The organism is Pseudoalteromonas nigrifaciens, assembly GCF_002221505.1.
Taxonomy (GTDB): domain Bacteria; phylum Pseudomonadota; class Gammaproteobacteria; order Enterobacterales; family Alteromonadaceae; genus Pseudoalteromonas; species Pseudoalteromonas nigrifaciens.
Window position 1 is genome coordinate 99,338 of sequence record NZ_CP011036.1, and the last position, 17,508, is coordinate 116,845.

13 protein-coding genes and 1 pseudogene are annotated in these 17,508 nt (G+C 39.9%); 8 read left to right on the top strand and 6 right to left on the bottom strand.

Annotation, left to right across the window (positions count from 1 at the left end; translation table 11 throughout):
• Window positions 1–3: 3 nt before the first annotated feature.
• The 6 genes and pseudogenes from PNIG_RS00505 (at window position 4) to add (ending at window position 8,707) form a co-directional block, all read left to right on the top strand.
• Complete coding sequence (locus tag PNIG_RS00505; RefSeq protein WP_089367551.1) at window positions 4–909, top strand: DUF2914 domain-containing protein; 906 nt, start codon at window positions 4–6, stop codon at window positions 907–909.
• A gap of 36 nt (window positions 910–945) precedes the next feature.
• A complete protein-coding gene (gene hemC, locus PNIG_RS00510) occupies window positions 946–1,884 on the top strand; it encodes a hydroxymethylbilane synthase (RefSeq protein ID WP_011326825.1) in 939 nt (312 codons plus the stop codon).
• Window positions 1,884–3,734, top strand: coding sequence for a uroporphyrinogen-III C-methyltransferase (locus PNIG_RS00515; RefSeq protein WP_089367552.1), 1,851 nt, complete (start codon window positions 1,884–1,886; stop codon window positions 3,732–3,734). Before hemC ends, PNIG_RS00515 begins: the two co-directional genes overlap by 1 nt.
• The gene (locus PNIG_RS00520; protein ID WP_089367553.1) at window positions 3,731–4,837 is read left to right on the top strand and encodes a heme biosynthesis HemY N-terminal domain-containing protein; all 1,107 of its coding nucleotides are present in this window, start codon (window positions 3,731–3,733) and stop codon (window positions 4,835–4,837) included. The genes PNIG_RS00515 and PNIG_RS00520 overlap by 4 nt, the downstream gene beginning before the upstream one ends.
• A gap of 49 nt (window positions 4,838–4,886) precedes the next feature.
• Window positions 4,887–7,578, top strand: a pseudogene (locus PNIG_RS00525) (CHASE domain-containing protein).
• Between the two features lie 127 nt (window positions 7,579–7,705).
• A complete protein-coding gene (gene add, locus PNIG_RS00530) occupies window positions 7,706–8,707 on the top strand; it encodes an adenosine deaminase (protein ID WP_089367554.1) in 1,002 nt (333 codons plus the stop codon).
• An 87-nt stretch (window positions 8,708–8,794) separates the two neighbouring features.
• Here the strand turns inward: add and PNIG_RS00535 are convergent, their stop codons facing one another.
• The 4 genes from PNIG_RS00535 to PNIG_RS00550 all read right to left on the bottom strand — a co-directional run bounded on the left by PNIG_RS00535 (window position 8,795) and on the right by PNIG_RS00550 (window position 12,103).
• On the bottom strand, window positions 8,795–9,205 hold the full coding sequence (locus PNIG_RS00535) for a CBS domain-containing protein (RefSeq protein WP_011326830.1): 411 nt from the start codon (window positions 9,203–9,205) through the stop codon (window positions 8,795–8,797).
• Between the two features lie 175 nt (window positions 9,206–9,380).
• The gene (gene fre, locus PNIG_RS00540) at window positions 9,381–10,094 is read right to left on the bottom strand and encodes an NAD(P)H-flavin reductase (protein ID WP_011326831.1); all 714 of its coding nucleotides are present in this window, start codon (window positions 10,092–10,094) and stop codon (window positions 9,381–9,383) included.
• Window positions 10,095–10,194: 100 nt separating this feature from the next.
• The gene (gene ubiD, locus PNIG_RS00545) at window positions 10,195–11,661 is read right to left on the bottom strand and encodes a 4-hydroxy-3-polyprenylbenzoate decarboxylase (RefSeq protein WP_011326832.1); all 1,467 of its coding nucleotides are present in this window, start codon (window positions 11,659–11,661) and stop codon (window positions 10,195–10,197) included.
• 160 nt (window positions 11,662–11,821) lie between these two features.
• The gene (locus tag PNIG_RS00550; protein ID WP_011326833.1) at window positions 11,822–12,103 is read right to left on the bottom strand and encodes an MliC family protein; all 282 of its coding nucleotides are present in this window, start codon (window positions 12,101–12,103) and stop codon (window positions 11,822–11,824) included.
• Between the two features lie 140 nt (window positions 12,104–12,243).
• Between PNIG_RS00550 and PNIG_RS00555 the strand changes: the two genes are divergently transcribed.
• The gene (locus PNIG_RS00555) at window positions 12,244–13,149 is read left to right on the top strand and encodes a DUF808 domain-containing protein (RefSeq protein WP_089368920.1); all 906 of its coding nucleotides are present in this window, start codon (window positions 12,244–12,246) and stop codon (window positions 13,147–13,149) included.
• Window positions 13,150–13,237: 88 nt separating this feature from the next.
• Here the strand turns inward: PNIG_RS00555 and PNIG_RS00560 are convergent, their stop codons facing one another.
• Entirely contained in the window at window positions 13,238–15,313 is a 2,076-nt protein-coding gene (locus PNIG_RS00560) for a TonB-dependent siderophore receptor (RefSeq protein ID WP_011326835.1), read from the bottom strand.
• A 184-nt stretch (window positions 15,314–15,497) separates the two neighbouring features.
• On the opposite strand from PNIG_RS00560, the gene dbpA reads away from it, so the two are divergent.
• Window positions 15,498–16,886: an ATP-dependent RNA helicase DbpA gene (gene dbpA, locus PNIG_RS00565; RefSeq protein WP_089367555.1), complete on the top strand. Its 1,389-nt coding sequence runs from the start codon at window positions 15,498–15,500 to the stop codon at window positions 16,884–16,886.
• 30 nt (window positions 16,887–16,916) lie between these two features.
• On the opposite strand, the gene PNIG_RS00570 is transcribed toward dbpA, so the two are convergent.
• Window positions 16,917–17,501, bottom strand: a complete 585-nt coding sequence (locus tag PNIG_RS00570; protein WP_089367556.1) for a DNA-J related domain-containing protein — start codon at window positions 17,499–17,501, stop codon at window positions 16,917–16,919.
• Between the last annotated feature and the right edge of the window lie 7 nt (window positions 17,502–17,508).

Sequence of the window (17,508 nt, forward strand, 5' to 3'; positions counted from 1 at the left end):
AAAATGAGTCAAAAAATAGTTATTAAAGCAAATGTTAAACGCGAACCACAAGAAAGTGTAACTACACTAACCTACGAGTGGAATTGGCGTCGTATTGTGAGTATTTCTATGCTGCTACTCATGACCTCTGCTGCCGTTATATATGGCTTAACCAGTGCCGTTAGTGCCGAGCAGGACGAACACCCCAATGAGCCAGAGGATAGAGTGTTGGCGCAAAGTAACGATACAAGCCAGCGTGCTGTTACTTCATTACAAACAACGCAAGTAGAGCTAAATACCTCGGCAACAGTTGCGTCACAAAACAGTGAAAGTGAGTTGTTAGTTGCGCCTATTAATTTAGTTGCAGAGCAAAAAGTAGCAGAGCCTGATAAAGTAGCAGCGGCAGAGTTACCCGTAATCCCGCAAGCTGAGATTAAAAACAACTCACCAGAGCCGGTTAATATTGAGCAAGTACCTACTACCGATTTATTAGTTGATACAGATGTTGCCGCTATTAGTGATACTGCACTCTCTAGCACGCAGGGCTTTGCCCCTTTAGCGCAGCTAGCGAGTGTGGCACTTGGCGCGCAAATAGATACCGATAAAATAAGCCGAGCAGTGCTTACACGTAAAGTAAGCAAGCGAGAGCCGGTAAATGTATTTGCTGCAGATATTCGTTTAAGTCAATTTGACGAGACGTTATCGTTTTTTAGTGAGCTAAAAAACTTACAAGGCCAACAGGTAAAGCATGTATGGTTTTTTGAGGATGATATTGTGGCTGAAATTGAGTTAGATATAACATCCTCTCGTTATCGTACGTATTCGACCAAGAATATAATGGACTCGCAAATAGGCCAATGGCGGGTTGATGTAATTGATGAGCAAGGCCAATTAATTGCTCAAAAAGAATTTAGAATATTAGCTGATTGAGCCAGCTAAATTGCAATTATTAAGTGAGTATTTTTTATGACCCAAACAACAAATATAGTGCGTATTGCTACTCGTAAAAGTGCATTGGCACTTTGGCAAGCTGAATTTGTAAAGGCGCAATTAGAGCATTATCACCCAGGTATTTTAGTAGAATTAGTGCCTATGTCGACCCAAGGCGATATTATTTTAGATACCCCTTTAGCTAAAATTGGTGGTAAAGGTTTATTTGTTAAAGAGCTTGAACAAGCCATGCTAGAAGGGTTGGCCGATATGGCCGTGCACTCGATGAAAGATATGCCTGTAGAGTTTCCAGAAGGGTTAACACTACACACTATTTGTGAGCGCGAAGATCCACGTGATGCTTTTGTATCAAATAACTTTGCCAATATTGACGAGCTGCCACAAGGTGCAATTGTGGGCACTTCAAGCTTACGTCGTCAGTGTCAAATACGCGCATCACGTCCAGATCTAAAAATTCATGACCTTCGCGGTAACGTAAATACACGCTTAGCAAAATTAGATTCAGGCCAATACGACGCAATTATTTTAGCAGCAGCAGGCTTGATCCGTTTAGAAATGAAAGACCGCATTCGTGCTTATATTGAGCCTGAAGTGTCATTGCCTGCCAATGGACAAGGTGCTGTAGGTATTGAGTGTCGTACTGATGACGAAGCAATAAAAGCATTACTTGCTCCACTGGAGCACAGCGAAACACGTATTCGGGTAAATGCCGAGCGCGCAATGAACCGCCATTTAGAAGGTGGGTGTCAGGTGCCAATTGGTGCTTATGCGCTAGTTAACGGCGATCAAGTGCACTTACGTGGTTTAGTAGGCGCAATAGATGGTAGCGAAATTTTACGTGATGAAGTTAGCGGCCACGTTAATGACGCAGAAAAACTAGGGGTTGAGCTGGCTAAAATGTTATTGGCTCAAGGTGCAGACAGAATATTAGCTGAAGTATATAGAGACGCGTAATGTTAAATATCTTGATAACTCGTCCCCAAGGAAAAGGCGCAGCCCTTGCACAACAACTTGAGCAAGCGGGTTATCAAGCGTCTTTATTTCCCGTATTAAAAATAGAGTATTTAACCCCCGATAGTATTGAGCTCAGCCCATTAACTAATGCCGATAAAATTATTTTTGTGTCGCAAGATGCGGTTTTGGCGCTGAGTGAATTAAAGCCAGATATTAATATAAAAGCGCAATTTTATGGGGTTGGCCAACAAACAGCCGACACTATTTATGAGGTGTTTGGCGTGCGAGCGGCTGTTCCTAAACAGCACGACTCAGAGGGGTTATTAGCGCTTAAATCGCTTGCCGATGTTGATAGCTGTAATATTGTATTGGTTAAAGGAATAGGGGGGCGTCCTGATATAGCTAAAACACTAAAGCAGCGTGGTGCCTTTTTAAATAACTGCGTAGTGTATCAGCGTACTCCCATAGACCCTGAGCCTAACAACTGGATAGACCACTGGCAAAGCCAGAATGTACACGGTATAGTCATAACAAGTAATGCGGCGGTTGATGCTATTTTTAAAAACCTTGCTGCACCCCAAAGACAATGGTTACAACAGTGCCGATTTTATGTAGCTAGTGAGCGTATAGGCGCTTATTTACAGCAGCATCAGGTAAGTTCGGCTAATATACATATTGCAGCAGGAGCTAGCGATAACGCTATGTTTACCTGCATTAATCAGCAAGGTAGCAAAATGAGCGAACAGTCAGTACCGTCAACGGTAGATAAAGCAGCGCAAAAAACGACTAATGCAACAGCCAACAATGGCAAAGCTACGGCTAAAAGCGAAACGCTTAAAGCAACTGATAAGGCTGACAATACTAAGCAACGAGTAAGTAAAGTTGGGAGCTTAGCACTTATTATTTCATTAATTGTTGCCTCTGGAGTTGGCTTTGAGTTTTATCAAAAGCTCAACGCGAGCAAGACGCAAAGCTTAGCTGTTAATCAATTAAATGAGCAAAATAAATTACTACAACAAGAGCTGCAAGCACTTAAGTTAGCTCAAGCTAATTTGCAACAGACACTATTAACGTCTGAGCAAAAAGTAACAGCTGCAATGCGCGAAAGTACTACAAAAAACCAGCAAGAACTAAAGGCTGCCTTACAACAAGCGCAGCAGCAAGGCTCGTCTTTAAATCCACAAGAAGTTACCAGCTTGCAGCGCATGGCTGAGTTTAAGTTGTGGGCCGAAAACGACTATCAAGGAACTAGCGCTGTATTAAAACGTTTAGATGCTTTACTTAGCGATCACCCCGGTACTATTACAGTGCGCCAAGCCATTACACAAGATATACAAACCTTAGATGCCATAAAACCAATTGCCGTTGAAGCTATTTATTTACAGCTTAGTAGTGTGCTGAAAAATATTGATGAATTGGTATTTAATGCGGTGAACCTGCCTGAAGAAGTAGCAAAAATTGATGACAAGGTATTAAGTGAAGATCTTAGCGATTGGCAGCAAAACTTAAAAAATAGTTGGGATCAATTTTTAGATGGTTTTATTACTATTCGTCATCGTGAAGGCGTTGCTATAGAGCCATTATTAAGTGAACAACAGCGACACCTGGTAAATCAAAGAGTTAAGCTTTATATAACGCAAGCGCAAGATGCATTATTGAGCAAGCACGCCAGTGTTTACTTTGCAGCACTAAGCGAAGCAAAACGTTTAGTGGCTGAATACTTTAAACAAGATGATGATGTTACAAAAATGGTTTTAAAGTCGCTGTCTAATCTAGAAAAAGAGCAGCTAAACTTTAACCCTAAAGTAAACTTACAAAGCACGCAGCAAGTTAAGGAGTGGGCAAAATGATAGGGTTGATCATTTTAATTATTGCACTTGTTGTGGTGTTAGCAGCAGCCCCTTTTTTATTGGACGAAAAAGGCTATGTACTAATTTCGTTTAACAACACCACAATTGAAGGCACAATTGTTTCGTTTGCCGTGCTAATAATCGCAGTATTAGTCGTTAGTTATTTAACCTATAAACTCGTGCGTTATTTATTCTCTATTTATCGCAATACTAAGCATAGTTTTTTTGCTCGTAGCCAAGGGCGCAAGCAAGCTGCAATTGAGCAGGCGCTATGGAGTGTAATTAATGACGACTATGCACAAATAGAGCAGGCGCTATCTAGCAAGGTACCCGATCAGTATCAAGATATACGTTTAGCACTGCTTGCTAAGGCGGCACTAGCTAATAATCAAACCGACAAAGCCCTTGAGTACTTATTTGATATAAACCCAGAGCAGCAACTAAAAGTAGCAAAACTATGGCTAGCTAGTGGTAATAGTAGCGCTATAGAGTCGCAACTACGGGTTATTGCAGAATCGAAAAAAGCGACAGCACTTGAGCTAAAAATTTACACCGAAGTGCTAGTGCAGCAACAACATTTTAGTGCTTTAGAAGCATTTTTACCGCGTCTTTTACGCAAAAAAGTACTAACAAATGAGCAGTGGCATCGCGTTTTTAATGCCTATTTTGCCTCATTTCCTGTTGATGAAGTAACAGCTAAATATAAGCAGTTACCTAAAAAGCTACATAGCTACGCCTACAGCGCTTATTTAACGCAAATGGCTGCTGCAGGGCAGTTAAGCGTAATTGAAAATGACTTAATAAAAATGGTTAAGCATGAAGAACAACATGCACAATTAGCTAACATATTAAGTAAAGCAACAACGGCAAATGCCCGTAAATTACAAACGAGTATTCAAGATCGACTTAAAAAAGATGAGCAAAATAACTCATTACTGCTCGCTTTGGCTTGTCTTGCTAATGCGCAAGGTGATTACGACCTAGCGGCAAGGGTGTTTGATAAAGCACTAAATAATGAAAATAAAAAACAATATATGCAGCAAGCAAAGTTAAGTTATGAAAAAAGTGCACAACTAGATAAAGCATTGGTACTTTATAAATAATGAGTTACATTTAATAAACACCATTTAATATTGCAAGGAGCAAAAGGCGATGAAAGGTTTGTTTAAATTGTCTTTTAGCTTAGCTTGCGCTTACTTTATTACAGGCTATTTTAGTAATTTATTGCTTGCTATAGATGGTTTCGCTGTGGCATCTTGGCCCCCTGCGGGCATAGCTGTAGCAAGCTTTTTGTTATGGGGCCGTAAGTCTTTTTTAGGTGTTTTTGTTGGTGCATTACTTACTAGCTTAATTCACCTTGATAATGTTGTTGATATATTAAACTGGCAAGTTTTTTTCCAAGCCGCTGCAATTGCTATCGCTGTTGTTTTTCAAGCATGGCTTGGCGCGCAAATAATAATTAAAGTTATTAAAGCCCCCCTCGATTTATCGTCACTAAAACATAGTGTACAAAGCTTAATTATAGCCGGCCCTGTATGTTGTATTATTGGTGCTAGTGTCGGCACCAGCTTACTTGTTTTTAATAATATAATTGCTCAACATGCCGCGCTAGATAGTTTTATTGCGTGGTGGATTGGCGACAGTATTGGGGTGCTCATTTTTACGCCATTGATGCTGGCTGCATTTAATTACTCAGTGATGCGATACCGGCTACAAGTTATCCTGCCTTCTTTACTTATTTACATTCTTATTAGTGTTAGCTTTTATGGTGCTGCCAGTGTTAAAAAAGAAAAAAACATTCAAAAACAAGAGATAAAAACATTAGCTGTACAAGACTCAATTACTCATAAATTAGATGAAATCTCTGCACACTTGGCTTTACTGGCTACTTTTTTTTCGAGCAGTGAAGATGTGAACTTTAAAGAGTTTCGGCAATTTACGGCAAAACAGTTAAGCTACAGCGAAGAAATATTGGCGTTTGAATGGGTACCGTATGTTCCTAAAAGTGCGCTGTTAGAATATCAACAAATGACGCAACTAGCCGATGTTGAACATTTTTTTGTAAAAGAAAAATCACCAACCAACCAATGGCAAGCCGTTGCTGAGCGAGATGTATATTATCCAATTAGGTACGCATACCCATTAAAAGGCAATGAAGATGCTATTGGCTTTGATTTAGCATCAAACGACTTTATGCAAGAGGCATTAAATAAGTCAAAAACGCTTAACGAAATGGTCATTAGCCAACCGGTTAAGTTGGTGCAAAATCAGGCTGAGTTAGGGGTGTTATTTTTGCATCCTGTATTTGGAAGTATAGAGACTGAAGATGACTTTAAAGGTTTTGCCGTTGCGGTAGTGAGCTTAAAAAAACTATCGCAGTCGTTGCTTTTTGATCATGAAAACTTAGTTACAGCAAGCTTTTTAGATATTAACAATACCAATAATACCCACGCTATTTATATTGCCAACAACGAGTCAATGGACTTGTTAAAGTCCTACCAGCTACTCATTGGTAACCGTATGTGGCAGGTTGAGTTGCACGAGCCCTTAGTTACAACCTCCTGGTTAATATATTGGTTGGCACAAATAGTGGGGATGCTGTTTGTTTGGTTACTGGTAGCATTTTTAATTTCTGTTACAGGCACAAATGTTCAAATACGCGAGCAAGTTGCTAGGCAAACGCGCACATTACGCCAAGAAAAGCAAAAAGCTGATGAAGCGAGTCAAATAAAAAGCCAGTTTTTAGCGAATATGAGCCACGAAGTGCGCACGCCAATTAATGGTATTAAAGGCTTACACTACTTAGCGTTACAACAAAATGATTGGCAACAAGCCCGTACTTACATAGAGCAAGCTGATGGTGCGTTAGGGGTGTTACTTAGAGTATTAAATGACTTGCTCGACTTTTCTAAAATGGAGGCAGGTAAACTTGATTTAATGCAAGAACCCGTTGATATAGGGCGCTTGGCTGAAGAGATAATTAACTTAATACAATTTGAAGTAAGTGTTAAGTCGTTAGAAATAAAGCTAGATTACGATAAAAATACAAACTTGATGATTAACACCGATGCTATTCGTTTAAAGCAAGTGCTACTAAATTTACTCAATAATGCGGTTAAATTTACTGCTCAAGGGAGTATTACACTGAAAATTTGGCAATCGAAAACCATGACCTATTTAAGTGTAAGCGATACAGGTATTGGTATTAGTAAAGAGGCACAAAAGAAATTATTTAGGCCTTTTGCTCAAGCAGATAACTCTACGTCACGCCAATATGGCGGTACAGGGTTGGGCCTCAGTATTTGTAAAAAGCTAGTTGAGCTTATGGGTGGCGCTATAGATTTAAAAAGCACTGCAGGGCAAGGTTCAACATTTACCTTTAGTTTACCGCTTAACTCCCCTTTACCTAAAGTAGAGAAAAGTGAGCAAAGCTTTAGTGACGTGGATATAGAAAACGTATCATTTGCGAACAGCGCAGTACTTTTAGTTGAGGATAACCCGTTAAACCAACATGTAGCCACTGCCATTTTAAAAACCAAAGGGTGTGTTGCTGATATTGCTAATGATGGCTTTGCCGCAATTGAAATGTTAACTGAAAAAAGTTACGACATTGTCCTTATGGACATTCAAATGCCCAAAATGGACGGCTTACAAGCAACCAAGGTAATACGTAATGAGCTAGGCTTATTAGATTTGCCTATTATAGGTTTATCGGCTAATGCCCATGATGACGATGTTAAAAAAGCGCTTGCCTGTGGAATGAATAGCTATAATAACGAAACCAATAGATGCGAATATTTTGTTCAAAGCTCTTTGGCATTATTTAGCGGCGATAGAAAAATAAAATCATCTGCTTTTTTGCATAAAAAGCAGACATATGGCCTCAAAAGTATATTTTAAATAAACTAGACTTGAATTATTACTATAGCTGCGTATTATGCGCGCAATTTTAACCTAACTGAGTTGCTACTATGATCAATAGAAAACTACCTTTGCTAGATATTCATCGCCATTTAGATGGTAATGTACGAGCGCAAACCATATTAGAACTTGGTCGTCAGTTTAATATAACTTTGCCTGCTGATAACGTTGCAGCACTTATCCCTCATGTACAAGTCATTGATCCTGAGCCAAACCTGATGGCGTTTTTACAAAAGTTAGATTGGGGTGTAACTGTATTAGGTGACTACGATGCTTGTAGACGTATAGCGATTGAAAATATTGAAGATGCACAAGCCCAAGGGCTTGATTATGTTGAGCTGCGCTTTAGCCCTTACTACATGGCACAAAGCCAAGGTTTACACCCTCAAGGTGTGGTTGAGGCGGTAATTGATGGCATTAAGTCGGCAACCAAAGGCGCTAATGTAAAAGCTAATTTAATTGGTATTTTATCACGCACTTATGGCGTAAAAGTTTGCCAACAAGAGCTTGATGCCTTACTCGCTTTTAAAGACGATTTAGTGGCTGTAGATTTAGCCGGTGATGAAATTGGTTTTCCGGGTGAGTTATTTGTAGAGCATTTTAAGCAAGTACACGACGCATACTTAGCAGCAACAATTCATGCCGGTGAAGCACTAGGTGCACCAAGTATTTGGCAAGCAATTAACGAGCTAGGTGCGAGCCGTATAGGCCATGGCGTTAAAGCAATTGAAGATATTGAATTAATGAACTATCTGCGCGATAAGCGTATTGGTATTGAGTCGTGCTTAACTAGTAATATACAAACCAGTACCGTAAATGATTTAGCTCAGCATCCGCTAAAACAGTTTTTAGATCATGGTATTTTGGCTTGTATTAATACCGATGATCCAGCGGTTGAAGGTATTGAAATTGAACACGAATACTTAGTGGCAGCGCCACAAGCTGGTTTATCACAAGCCGATATGGAAAAAGCGCAAGCTAATGCGCTTGAAATAGCCTACTTAAGTTACAGCGATAAAAAAGCACTGCTAACAATGGCAAGTACGCGCTAATTTAATATTATTAGTATAAAAAATGCCGCTATTAATAGCGGCATTTTTGTATCTAAGTAACCAGAGTTCAGGTGAAGTATTTATAAATTAGTGTGTTTGACAAGCTAGGTAGTTATCGTAAAGGGCTTTGAGAATATCGGCTCTGCTGATCATTCCTATTACTTTTTCGCCGTCAACCACAGGGTAGTTTTTCGGTTTACCGGGTCTCATTTGCTCAGCAAGTTCAATAATGTTGGTGTCGCCATTTACAGTCACGACTTCTGTTTGCATTAGTTGCGATACTTTCACCACCCCATCACAAAAATAACTGCTTTGCATGAGTGGTTTAAGCAGCTCTTGCTCAGAGATAAAGCCAACTAAAAATTTATTGCTATCGAATACTGGGGCACCAAGTAATTTAAATTTTTGCAGCTCTGCAATGGCAGTGGTCATTTCGGTATCTGGGGTAATGTTTGGCAACTTGTGTTGCATAAAGTCTTTTACTTTTGTATTTAGCATATGGGTCTCTCCCGCTGAATGTTCTATACAAAGTATGGTTTATAGATCGACTTTTAGGAAATTGTTTATGTTGATGATGTTGATAGATTTTAACTATTAATTATTTATTGTTATAAAAACAATTAAGGCACCTATTTAGATGCCTTAATATTTGAAATGAGAGCGTTAAGTGCAATTATTTAATAAATGCAAACGCATCTGCGTACATGTTTTCGCGAATAGCACCATGAGCAATAAAATCGTCACGAACTATGCCTATCATGTCAAAACGTCCAGCCATGTAAATATCGTAAGGCGCTAGCGATACTATATCTTGCATTACGGCTTTGTGTACATAACCGGTATGTCCTTGCCAATCAGGCGATGGGTTTTCTACTACCGGAATAAACTGAAAGTTTTTGTGGCTATCGGCCCACACTTGCATTTCGCGGTGTGCATAAAGTGCCGATTCTTCTCTTACGCCCCAGTATAATAATACCGGGCGGTCGCAGCTAATTTCAGCTAGGTGATCAGCCATTGATTTTGCATATGAAAACCCAGTACCGCCAGCAAGTAAAATAATTGGACGTTCACACTGTAAACGAAGTTGCGATATACCTAAGCCTGCTTCTATCTCTATTAGCTGCTTTTCGTTAAGTGCATTGCGTAAATGTTCAAGCGACTGCATTGCATATGTATCGGTTCCCGAAGCGCCAATATGTAACTCTATTTGATCGCATTGTGAAGGGCGGCTGGCAATCGAAAATGCACGCTTGTCATTTTCGCTCAATACAAGATGCATGTATTGGCCTGCTTCAAACGAAACCGGTTGTTGTGGTTTTAAAATTACTTTATGAACAAATTCTGTAAGTGGGCTGATAGCAACAACTTCAGCTTTTAATGTTTGCATTTTTTACCTTTTAGCAGCGCTTTTCATAGCAGATACGCAATAGAATGTGTTGATTCTAGCATATCTGCAGGGTTGTTTTATAGCCTATTGGTCTAGGATATTAGAGAATGTTGAGGCTCTGCCAAATGTCGTCTACGCGATCTTTGGTGGCTTTATCCATCTCAATCGGCTCGCCCCATTCACGGTTTGTTTCGCCAGGCCATTTGTTCGTTGCATCCATACCCATTTTAGAGCCAAGGCCAGAAACCGGTGACGCAAAATCTAAATAATCAATTGGTGTGTTTTCTATTAAAGTGGTGTCGCGAGCGGGGTCCATACGCGTAGTAATTGCCCAAATAACATCTTCCCAATCTCGGGCGTTAATATCGTCATCGCACACAATAACAAACTTGGTATACATAAATTGACGTAAGTAAGACCACACTCCCATCATTACGCGTTTTGCATGGCCAGGATATTGTTTTTTCATGGTAACAATAGCCATGCGGTACGAGCAGCCTTCTGGTGGCAAGTAAAAATCAACAATTTCAGGGAATTGTTTTTGTAAAATAGGTACAAATACTTCGTTTAATGCCACCCCTAAAATAGCAGGCTCATCAGGCGGGCGGCCGGTAAAGGTACTGTGGTAAATAGGGTTTTTACGGTGGGTCATATGGGTTACTGTCATCACCGGAAAGTCATCAACTTCGTTATAATATCCAGTGTGATCGCCATATGGGCCCTCGGGCGCCATTTCACCTGGCATTATGTAGCCTTCAAGTACTATTTCGGCGCTTGCGGGTACTTGTAAATCGTTTGATATTGATTTAACTACTTCAGTTTTACTGCCGCGCAGTAAGCCTGCAAAAGCGTACTCGCTTAATGTGTCGGGTACAGGGGTTACTGCACCTAATATAGTCGCCGGATCGGCGCCCAATGCCACAGATACCGGGTACGGTTGGCCTGGATTTTCTTTACACCATTCTTGAAAATCAAGCGCGCCGCCACGGTGAGACAACCAGCGCATAATAATTTTATTTTTGCCTAACAGTTGTTGGCGGTATATTCCTAAATTTTGGCGCTTTTTATAAGGCCCTTTAGTAACGGTAAGGCCCCAAGTAATTAACGGTGCAGCATCACCTGGCCAGCAATGTTGAATAGGCAGCTTAGTTAAATCGACCTCATCACCTTGTAAAATAACTTCTTGGCAGGGGGCTTTTTTTACTTCTTTTGCTGGCATATTAAGCACTTGTTTATAAACAGGTATTTGCCCTAGCGCTTCTTTAATGCCTTTTGGTGGCTCTGGTTCTTTTAAAAAAGCCAAAAGCTTGCCAACTTCACGTAATTCGCTTACATCTTCTTGGCCCATACCCATGGCAACACGCTTGGGTGTGCCAAATAAGTTAGCCAATACCGGAATATCGTAACCTTTAGGGTTTTCAAATAATAACGCAGGGCCTTTAGCACGTAATGTACGGTCGGCTATTTCGGTCATTTCAAGATACGGGTCGATTTCTTGAGTGATGCGTTTAAGCTCACCTCTTTTTTCAAGTAAATCGATAAAATCACGAAGATCTTTGTATTTCATTGTGGGCCGCTATTAAGCAATAAAGTTAAAAGTATTATACCCAAGTAACGTAAAATTGCATGCTCAGTTACTTAGCTATTAGCACTTGGAAAAATACAGTTACTTTGTATCACTAAACTTGCTTTATCACGGTTTAATTTTATTAGTTTTATTGTACTACCTACTGTTGTAGGCAGTGGTATTTTGTCCCTTCAATAATAAGCATGGCTTCGCTATCTTTACTCCAAAACAACACATTTTTATTTATGTATTTATTACCTGAGGCGCTTTTTTCTCGGCTAAGCTGATAAGTATTATTATTAAGTGTTAGTGCTGCTGTTTGCTCATTGATAACGCTAAGCGTGGCTTCTTTTTGATTACATAGATAACGAGTGTTAATTGTGGGCTCATTACAAGCAGATAAGCCTAATACAGTTAATGCGATTATCAGCAGCGCTTTCATTTATATCTCCAGTGCAAACAGCAAGTAATTATCGATATTTGCGTATTAATTTTAATCAGCATAGCAAAGCAAAATTAACCGTTGGTGAAAATGCGGCTTTAAGTTATGTTAATAATATTATTTTTAAGCTAGGTATTTATATGGCAGGTACTAATCTTTTAACCTTATTAGACGACATTACTGTGCTACTAGATGACATTGCAACTATGAGTAAAGTTGCTACAAAAAAAACAGCGGGTGTATTAGGTGATGACTTAGCGCTTAATGCTCAACAAGTTACCGGTGTAGCTGCAGAGCGTGAGCTACCTGTGGTGTGGGCGGTAGCAAAAGGATCGTTTTTAAATAAAGCAATATTAGTACCTGCGGCGTTATTAATAAGTGTGTGGTTACCTTGGTTAATTACGCCTTTATTAATGTTAGGTGGATTATTTTTATGTTTTGAGGGCGCAGAAAAAGTATTTGCCAAGTTTTTGCCTCATGATGATAAAAGCGAAAGTGAGGGCGACAAATTAGACCTAGTAGAATACGAGAAGCAAAAAGTTAAAGGTGCGATTAGAACCGACTTTATACTTTCTGCTGAGATCATAGTAATTACGCTTGGCACAGTTGCAGCTGCTACATTAATAAATCAGGCATTGGTATTGTGTGTTATTGCCATAATTATGACTATTGGCGTTTATGGCTTAGTTGCAGGAATTGTGAAGCTTGATGATGCAGGTCTATATTTACTTAATCAATCTAAGCTATCGGCTAATAAATTTAAAGAAATACTAGGCAAAGGGTTGTTAGCGGCAGCACCACGGCTTATGCAGTTTTTAGCATTTGCGGGTACAGTTGCAATGTTTTTAGTGGGCGGCGGCATTTTAGTGCATGGCATTAAAGCTTTGCATCATATTCAAATAGCGGTAACCAATTATGGGCAAACAATTGTAGGTACTACAGGTGAAGTGCTGGTACCACTTATATTTGATGGCTTATTAGGTGTTATAGCAGGCTTAGTTGTTGTGCTTGGGCATTTAGCTTATTTAAAAATATTCAAAAAATAGCGCTAATTCACACCTTACAATTATTGCCTGTTTAACAACCGTATAGTTAAATAAGCCCATACAGTTAAATGTGTATGGGCTGTATTAATTAAAAGCTAAATTGTGCTGCTAAGCGTACGCTCGCGCCTTCACCTATGGTTACATTATTTAAACCACCGCCTGCTAGGTAGTTTGTATCAAATAAGTTTTCAATATTTAGGCGTAAGTTAACGTCGGTATTGTTTAAGTTTATTTTATACGTTGCACCCACATCTACGCGGGTGTAGGCATCTTTAGTAACGGTATTGGCATTGTCGGCAAAGCGTTCGCCTTCGTAAAATGCACCTGCGTTTAATGCAATTACGTCGTTTAATTCATAACGCGTCCAAAGTGATGCAGACCATTTAGGGGCATCGGTAGGGCGCTTACCTTGCAATGTTGCGTCGCGCTCGTAGTTGGCATCTAAGTACATAGTTGATGCCATTACAAATAAGCGATCAGTTGCTGCACCTTGCGCCGCTAATTCAAAGCCTTTATGGCGCTGCTCGCCAGCTTGAGTAGTGATGCTGGTTATATTATCAACAGGGTTTACAAGATCTTCGCTCACTAAAGTGCCTGTTTTGCTAATATCAAATAATGCGCCACTGAGCATTAATCGATCGTCAAACAGCTGCCATTTAATACCAATTTCTTTTTGCTCAGAGGTAATCGCATCGAGCTTCATGCCATTATTAACATCGTTTGTATTTACTAGCGTTTCGTTTTGCGGCTCAAAACCTTCAGAGTAACTAGCGTAAATAGTGGCCGAGGCATTAGGGTGATATAGCACACCCACTTTAGGAACAAACGATTCATTATTACTATTTTCTTTACTTTGCTTGTCGTAACGACCGCCTAAAGATAACTGCCATTCTGGTGAGAACGAAATGAGATCTTGCATGTAAATACCGTAATAGTCATAAGCAGATGAGCTAACAGTGTCATCTGTTTTATAGCTTATAGCTGGGCGAAATGGTTCGTTTTGCCCGGCGCTAAAGTCAAATGATTCGGCATTAGTTTTTAATTGGCCATAATAATAATCAAGCGAATTTGCGCCAATTAAAAATTGGTGCTGAATACCAAAGGTTTCAAATTCACCAATAAAGTCAACAAAGGCGGTTTTAAACTGCCAATCATCAAAACGATCGTAAGGGCGTGACGCGTAGCTATCACCTTCGATAAAGTTACTTGGTTTACGAGGTGCTGACTCAAAGCGTTGACGCTCAAATGTTTGCTCGTTGTAACCAAGTTTTACTTGCCAGTTTTCGGTTAAAAACACTTCTAGGTCAACACCTAGGTTTTCTACCGTTATATCTGTAAACGCCCAAGACATATCGCGAATTGTTTTATCGTCGCCAATTACATTGGCATTACTATCAATCCAGGCACCCGTATCTAAACCGGCTTCGTCATCTGTGCGGTCGTAATGTACGCGTACTAAGGCGTTATCGCTAATATCGTAATCAACAATTAATGCACCTAAAAAGCGATCGCGTTCACGGTTTTCACCATTTTGGTATTCACGCCAATAATCAACATCTTGCTTTACTAAAATACCGCGAGCACGTAAATCTTCCGACTCAGTAAGTGCACCGCCCGCATCCAGCATAAAGCGAGTTGAACCATGTTGATCAACATCGGCACTGGCTTTAAATAATGTTTGTGACGTGGGTTTTTTAGTGACCATATTAACCAAGCCACCAGGACCCGATTGGCCATATAAAATACTTGATGGGCCTTTAATAACTTCAACTTGTTGTAATATTTCGATAGGTTGTTGGTAGTGCGACCAGTGCTGATGGCCGTCACGCAAGTAACCTGTAGATGAACTCAGTTCAAACCCACGTAAATTAAATACTTCACGGTTACGTTGCTTTGAACCTGGCGTTAAGCTGGCATCGTTAGTAAGTACTTCACCTAACGTAGTTGCGAGTTGTTCATTTACTATGGTGTCGGTAATAACGGTAACCGACTGTGCGGTATCAAGTAACGAAGCTGACGTTCTCATTGCGCCATTAGCATTGTCTACTTTATAGTCATTAAAATAACTTCCTTTTACTTCTATATGTTCTATATCTGTTGCGTTTGCATAAACACTCGCAGTAGTACTTGCTAGCAGTGCGATAAAAAGTGGGCTTAGTTTCATTAGTTGTTTCCGGGTTGATAGTATTAATGCTGAGTTAATCTTAATGAAAACCAGTATCATTTGCAATGCCTTTTAGTGTGTTTTTTTATAATGCTTAATGGTTGCCAATTAGGAATTCTGCTATTATTAGCAGCATATTGAGTGGGGCTTTTCCCCATGTTATTTTTTTGTATTGGGATTTACTGTGACCACAACTGCTTTTTCATCTTTGGCTTTACCTTCTGGGTTAGTTGATAACTTATCAACACTCGGCTACACCCACATGACACCTGTTCAGGCGCAAAGTTTACCGCCAGTACTGGCTGGAAAAGACATTATTGCTCAAGCAAAAACGGGGTCAGGTAAAACTGCGGCGTTTAGCTTAGGCGTATTGGCTAAATTAAACGTAAAACGTTTTCGCATTCAATCTTTAGTATTGTGCCCAACACGTGAGTTGGCAGAGCAAGTAGCTGTAGAAATGCGCAAATTAGCGCGTGGCATCCATAATATTAAAATACTTACTTTATGTGGTGGTGTATCAATTGGTCCACAAATTGGCTCACTTGAACATGGCGCACATATTATTGTTGGTACACCGGGGCGAGTTGACGATCATATTCGTAAAGGTACTTTGCGTTTAGATGATGTAGAAACGCTCGTATTAGATGAAGCCGACCAAATGCTAGATATGGGTTTTCAAGATACCTTAGATGCAATTATTGAGCGTATTCCTACTAACCGCCAAACATTACTATTTAGCGCTACGTTTCCACGTGCAATAGAAGCTGTTGCAAAGCGTGTGCTTAGCAATCCAGTAATGGTTAAGGTAGAAGAAGAGCAAGCTAAAAGCACTATTAAGCAATACTTCTATAAAATGGATAACAATAAACAACGTTACCCAACACTTAAATTATTGCTGCTTAAATTTACCCCGCAAAGCTGTGTCGTGTTTTGTAATACTAAAGTAGAAACACAGCAATTGTGTGATGATTTAGTTGATGAAGGCTTTAGTGCGGTATCTTTACATGGTGATTTAGAGCAGCGTGATCGTGAGCGTACGTTAATTCATTTTTCTAATAAAAGTGCATCAATACTAGTGGCAACCGATGTGGCCGCGCGTGGTTTAGACATTGACGATATGGATATGGTGATTAACTATCACTTAGCTCACGACACACAAACACATGTGCATCGTATTGGTCGTACCGGTCGAGCGGGTAAAAAGGGTATTGCATGCTCTATTTATGGTGAGGCAGAAGCATTTAAAATTGCACAAATTGGTGACTATTATGAGCGCGATGTGATCCCAGAGCCAATGCCATCGTTTAGCTTATTAGAAAAACCACCATACAAACCAGAAATGGTAACCTTAATGCTTGATTCAGGTAAAAAGCAAAAAGTACGCGCAGGTGATATTTTAGGTGCACTTACCGGTAAAGACGGTATTGCGGGGCGTCAAGTTGGTAAAATAAACGTACTCGACAACGTTGCGTTTGTTGCCGTAGAGCGTAATTCTTCAAAACCGGCACTGCGTAAATTAACCGAAGGTAATATTAAAGGCCGTAAAATACGCGCTCGTCGCCTTACGTGCTAATAGTGTACTGAATAACTAATTCAATAATTACTAATCTACTGAGCAGCTTGCCCTAAGCTGCTCATATTCACACTTTAACTGTTTAAATTTTTCTGCATTACCAACTGCTTTATCTGGGTGACACTGTAACGCCAGTTGCCGCCAACGCTTTTGTACTTCTTTTAGCGTGCTTTGCTGAGATAGTTGCCACTTTATTAATAGCTGTTTATGAGTGTCTAGATCTATTATTTGTGCAGATTTACTGTGTTTGGTAAAACGCTGCCAAAACTGGGTTAAAAGAGTATCGATTTCGGCGCTAGAGGTTTCAAAGTTTTGCCAATCAAGGTAGTAGTCTCGTAGCGGATCGGTGTTTTTTATGAGAGTGTTACTGGCTGTGGTAATAAGTTGTATTTGTAAACCACTAATAAGGAGTTGCTGCTTAGGCATAATTTGCTGCTGTAGCTGATAAAGCGCGTTCATAATTAAAAAGTTACGTTTGAATAAATCACGATCAGGGGCAACATCAAGCGTGTTAATCATTTTACGTTGTTGTAATTCTGCTGCTAAAGTATGTACCATCCATACTTTCTTTTGCAAAAGTAACTCAAAAATCTCATCTATCAGTGGGTTAAGCATTGTTTAC

Bases quoted from the DNA above. Each gene is read 5' to 3' on its own strand.
- PNIG_RS00570 (WP_089367556.1), bottom strand. From the start codon at position 17,501: ATGCTTAACCCACTGATAGATGAGATTTTTGAGTTACTTTTGCAAAAG.
- PNIG_RS00555 (WP_089368920.1), top strand. From the start codon at position 12,244: ATGGCAGGTACTAATCTTTTAACCTTATTAGACGACATTACTGTGCTA.
- PNIG_RS00550 (WP_011326833.1), bottom strand. From the start codon at position 12,103: ATGAAAGCGCTGCTGATAATCGCATTAACTGTATTAGGCTTATCTGCT.
- hemC (WP_011326825.1), top strand. From the start codon at position 946: ATGACCCAAACAACAAATATAGTGCGTATTGCTACTCGTAAAAGTGCA.
- fre (WP_011326831.1), bottom strand. From the start codon at position 10,094: ATGCAAACATTAAAAGCTGAAGTTGTTGCTATCAGCCCACTTACAGAA.
- PNIG_RS00535 (WP_011326830.1), bottom strand. From the start codon at position 9,205: ATGCTAAATACAAAAGTAAAAGACTTTATGCAACACAAGTTGCCAAAC.
- ubiD (WP_011326832.1), bottom strand. From the start codon at position 11,661: ATGAAATACAAAGATCTTCGTGATTTTATCGATTTACTTGAAAAAAGA.
- add (WP_089367554.1), top strand. From the start codon at position 7,706: ATGATCAATAGAAAACTACCTTTGCTAGATATTCATCGCCATTTAGAT.
- PNIG_RS00505 (WP_089367551.1), top strand. From the start codon at position 4: ATGAGTCAAAAAATAGTTATTAAAGCAAATGTTAAACGCGAACCACAA.
- PNIG_RS00515 (WP_089367552.1), top strand. From the start codon at position 1,884: ATGTTAAATATCTTGATAACTCGTCCCCAAGGAAAAGGCGCAGCCCTT.
- PNIG_RS00560 (WP_011326835.1), bottom strand. From the start codon at position 15,313: ATGAAACTAAGCCCACTTTTTATCGCACTGCTAGCAAGTACTACTGCG.
- PNIG_RS00520 (WP_089367553.1), top strand. From the start codon at position 3,731: ATGATAGGGTTGATCATTTTAATTATTGCACTTGTTGTGGTGTTAGCA.